Below are 3,967 nucleotides of genomic sequence, written 5' to 3' on the forward strand. Positions count from 1 at the left end.
GTCCTGGTCGCCGCCGAAGCCGGACTGGCGGGAGCGGTCGGCGCCCCAGGCGGTCGCGGGTTCGGGACGGCTGCCGTGCTGGGCGTCGGCGGCGGACGGCTCCTGGACGGGGCTCTCGGCCGGGTCCTCGTCGAAGAAGTGCGGGCCGGTCTCCTCGACCGCGGCGGCGGAGCCGGACCCCGCGCCGGGCGGCGGCGCGAGCGTCTCGCCGTCCTTGGGCGCCGGACGGCTGGTGCCCGGCACCCAGGAGGCTCCGTTCCAGTACCGGACATATCCGGGAATGGACGGGTCCGGGTAATACCCTTCGCGGGGCCTGTCGTCGCCGGGGGCCGGGGTTGGGGCGCTCATGTCCGTCGGTCCCGTATCTGCTCGGGGGTCAACTGGGGGCCTCCACATCTATCAGACGAGGGCAAGCCTCACGGCCGCTCCCACCGGACCCGCCCCATTCGAGCACCGATGTGCTACGCCCCGAGAGGCCCTCGCGAAAAAACTTCCGGAACCCGCGTAATGCTCCGGCCCCCGCCCGCTCTCTCCTCGTAACCGGCCCTCGGGGCCACCATCAGGAGAAGGGACACCGCCATGCGCACCGTGGTGGAACGCGAACTGGAGCTGAAGCTCGTCCTGTCGCCGGAACGCTGGATCCCGGTACCGGCCCTGCTCGGGTACCGCAGCGACGACCCGTACGCCGTCCACGTCACCTTCCACACCGCCTCCGAGCACCCCGTGCACTGGACATTCGCCCGGGACCTGCTGGTGGAGGGCGTGTTCCGGCCGTGCGGGCAGGGGGACGTGCGGGTCTGGCCGACTCGGGCCGAGGGGCGCGGCGTCGTCCTCATGGCGTTGAGTTCACCCGACGGGGACGCCCTGCTGGAGGCGCCGGCGGCCCCGGTGTCGGCCTGGCTGGAGCGCACCCTGCGGGTGGTCCCGCCGGGGACCGAGGCCGAGCAGCTCGGCATCGACGACGGGCTGGCCGAGTTGCTCGCCCGGTGAGAGCGGGCGGTTCAGAACAGCTTGCCCGGGTTGAGGATGCCCAGCGGGTCGAAGGCCTGCTTGACGGCCCGCTGCATCTCCAGCCCGACGGGGCCGATCTCGCGCGCCAGCCACTCCTTCTTCAGGACGCCGACGCCGTGTTCGCCGGTGATGGTGCCGCCGAGTTCCAGGCCGAGGGCCATGATCTCGTCGAAGGACTCACGGGCGCGCCGTGACTCGTCGGGGTCCGCCGCGTCGAAGCACACGGTCGGGTGGGTGTTGCCGTCGCCCGCATGGGCGACGACCCCGATGGTGAGCCGGTACTTCTCGGCGATCCGGTCGACCCCTTCGAGCATCTCGGCGAGCCGGGAGCGGGGCACGCAGACGTCGTCGATCATCGTCACGCCCTTGACGGCCTCCAGCGCGGTGAGCGACAGCCGCCGCGCCTGGAGCAGCAGTTCGGACTCGGCCACGTCGTCGGCCGGTACGACCTGGGTGGCGCCGGCGGCCTCGCACAGCGCGCCGACGGCGGCGAGGTCGGCGGCCGGGGCGGTGGTGTCGAACGCGGCCAGGAGCAGCGCTTCCGTGCTCTCGGGCAGGCCCATCTGCGCCAGGTCGTTGACGGCCTTGACCGTCGTACGGTCCATGAGTTCGAGGAGTGACGGGACGTGGCCGCCCTCCATGACGCGGCACACGGCGTCGCAGGCGGCGGCAGCGGAGGAGAACTCGGCGGCCAGCACCAACTGCTCGGGCGGCTTGGGGCGCAGGGCGAGGACGGCCCGTACGACGATGCCGAGCGAGCCCTCGGAACCGACGAACAGCCGGGTGAGGTCGTATCCGGCGACGCCCTTGGCGGTGCGGCGGCCGGTGGACATGAGCCGCCCGTCGGCCAGCACCACGTCGAGGCCGAGGACGTACTCGGCGGTCACGCCGTACTTCACGCAGCACAGGCCGCCCGAGGCCGTGCCGATGTTGCCGCCGATGGTGCACATCTCCCAGCTCGAGGGGTCCGGCGGGTAGTACAGGCCGTGTTCGCCGACGGCCCGGGACAGGGCGGCGTTGATCACGCCCGGTTCGACGACGGCGATGCGGTCGACCGGGTTGATCTCCAGGATCCGGTCCATCTTCGTCAGCGAGAGCACGACGCAGCCGTCGGAGGCGTTCGCGGCGCCGGACAGTCCGGTGCGGGCGCCCTGCGGGACGACCGGGACGCGCAGGGCGGTGGCGGTGCGCATCACGTGCTGGACCTGCTCGGTCGTGCGGGGCAGCACGACCACGGCCGGGGTGCCGGCCGGGCAGAAGCTCGCCATGTCGTTGGCATAGGAGGCCGTGACGTCGGAGTCGGTGAGGACCGCCTCGGCGGGGAGGCCGTCGAGCAGGAGGCCGACCAGGTCGCCGGTCGTTTCGGTGTCCTCGGGGCTGCGCGCTTCGATACGGCTCATGATCACAGGTTCGCACCCGGGGCCATCGGTGTGAACCCCGTCTGCGGCACCCTTCGCCTGCCCGGGTGTGGTCGTCGTACTGACGCACAGTGAGCGCCATGGAGAACCATCAGGAGGGCCCGGAACGACAGGAGAGCAGGAGTTCGACACACCCCTTTCGCAGCCGGCGTGTGCGGCGTCGGCATGTGCTGATCGCCTCCGTCGCGGGATGTGCCGTGCTCGGCGGGGTGCTGGTGCTGCTGCCGTGGGACCGGCCCGCCCCGCCGGCTCCGCCGTCGCCGGGTGCGCAGGCCATGGCGGCGGTCGCCGGCGGGGTGCCGGCCGCGCTGCCCGGCCTGGCGGAGCTGATCGACGCCCGGGAGAAGCGGCTGCGGACGCACCCGAAGGACGCGCGGTCCTGGGCGGTGCTCGGTACCGCCTATGTGGAGCAGGGGCGGCGGCTGGCGGACCCGGCGTACTACCCGCGTGCCGAGAAGGCGCTGCGTACGTCGCTGAAGGTGCGGCCGAAGCGGAACACCCGTGCCCTGGCCGGTCTCGCCGCGCTGGCCAACGCCCGCCGGGATTTTCCCGCCGCTCGCCAGTGGGGTGAGGCGGCGCTGAAGCTCCAGCCGCGGCGCTGGACGACGTATCCGCTGCTCATCGACGCCTACAGCGGCCTCGGCGAGCACCAGGCGGCCGAGCGGGCGCTGGACCGGCTGACGGAGCTGCGCTCCGGGCCCGCCGTGCTGGCGCGGGCCGCCGCCGTCTACCGGGACCGCGGCCGGCGGGAGGACGCGGCGGCCTCGCTGGCGGACGCGGCGGCGGCCGCGCGGGCCCCGGCCGAGCGGGCGGCCTACCTGGAACGGGCCGGGCAGCTCGCCTGGGAGCGCGGGGACCTCGAGGACGCGCTGCGGCACTTCCGGGAGGCGGTGCGTCTCGACCCGGACCAGCGGGCCGCACAGGCCGGTCAGGGCCGGGCGCTGGCGGCCCTGGGCCGGACGACGGAGGCGCTGAACGCCTACCGGGTGGCGCTCGCCAAGCAGCCGTGCCCGCAGTACGCCCTGGAGCTGGGCGAGCTGTACGAGTCGCTGGGGATGCCGGAGGCGGCCCGGGTGCAGTACGACCTGCTGCGGGAGGGGGTACGCGGGGCGGCCGCGGCCGGGGCCGACGAGGAGCTGGTGCTGGGGCTGTTCGAGGCGGACCACGGCGATCCGAAGGCCGCGGTACGGCGGTTGCGGGCGGAGTGGCGACGGCAGCCGGGGACGGCGGTCGCCGACGCGCTGGGGTGGGCGCTGCACCGGGCCGGGGAGCACGAGGAGGCGCTGACGTTCGCGACGCGGGCGACGGAGGAGAAGCACTCGGGCGGGGTGCGCAGCGCGGCGTACATGTATCACCGCGGAATGATCGAGCGGGAGCTGGAGCGGTACGGCCCGGCGCGGCGGCACCTCACGGAGGCGCTGCGGATCAACCCGCACTTCTCACCGTTGTACATGCCGACGGCGCGGGCGGCGAGGGAGGCGCTGGGGGAGCCGCCGGACACCGAGGTGCCGGTGATGGACGGGGACTGAGTCCGGGGG

General features: G+C 73.8%; 4 protein-coding genes. 2 read left to right on the forward strand and 2 right to left on the reverse strand.

Annotated features, from left to right (window positions below; translation table 11 throughout):
- Positions 1-348 (reverse strand): DUF2510 domain-containing protein (locus ACFTZL_RS42305; RefSeq protein WP_382595167.1); only part of this gene is annotated, 348 nt, incomplete at its 3' end.
- 231 nt (positions 349-579) lie between these two features.
- On the opposite strand from ACFTZL_RS42305, the gene ACFTZL_RS42310 reads away from it, so the two are divergent.
- The gene (locus ACFTZL_RS42310; RefSeq protein WP_382595170.1) at positions 580-990 is read left to right on the forward strand and encodes an SsgA family sporulation/cell division regulator; all 411 of its coding nucleotides are present in this window, start codon (positions 580-582) and stop codon (positions 988-990) included.
- Positions 991-1,001: 11 nt separating this feature from the next.
- Here the strand turns inward: ACFTZL_RS42310 and ACFTZL_RS42315 are convergent, their stop codons facing one another.
- A complete protein-coding gene (locus ACFTZL_RS42315; protein WP_382595173.1) occupies positions 1,002-2,417 on the reverse strand; it encodes an FAD-binding oxidoreductase in 1,416 nt (471 codons plus the stop codon).
- A gap of 92 nt (positions 2,418-2,509) precedes the next feature.
- Between ACFTZL_RS42315 and ACFTZL_RS42320 the strand changes: the two genes are divergently transcribed.
- Positions 2,510-3,958 carry a tetratricopeptide repeat protein gene (locus tag ACFTZL_RS42320; RefSeq protein ID WP_382595176.1) on the forward strand — a complete coding sequence of 483 codons (1,449 nt, stop codon included), beginning with the start codon at positions 2,510-2,512 and terminating at the stop codon, positions 3,956-3,958.
- The last annotated feature ends 9 nt before the right edge of the window (positions 3,959-3,967 follow it).

Origin of the sequence: Streptomyces sp. NPDC056948 (genome assembly GCF_042674225.1) — a bacterium.
GTDB lineage: Bacteria > Actinomycetota > Actinomycetes > Streptomycetales > Streptomycetaceae > Streptomyces > Streptomyces purpurascens.

Bases quoted from the DNA above. Each gene is read 5' to 3' on its own strand.
- ACFTZL_RS42320 (WP_382595176.1), top strand. From the start codon at position 2,510: ATGGAGAACCATCAGGAGGGCCCGGAACGACAGGAGAGCAGGAGTTCG.
- ACFTZL_RS42310 (WP_382595170.1), top strand. From the start codon at position 580: ATGCGCACCGTGGTGGAACGCGAACTGGAGCTGAAGCTCGTCCTGTCG.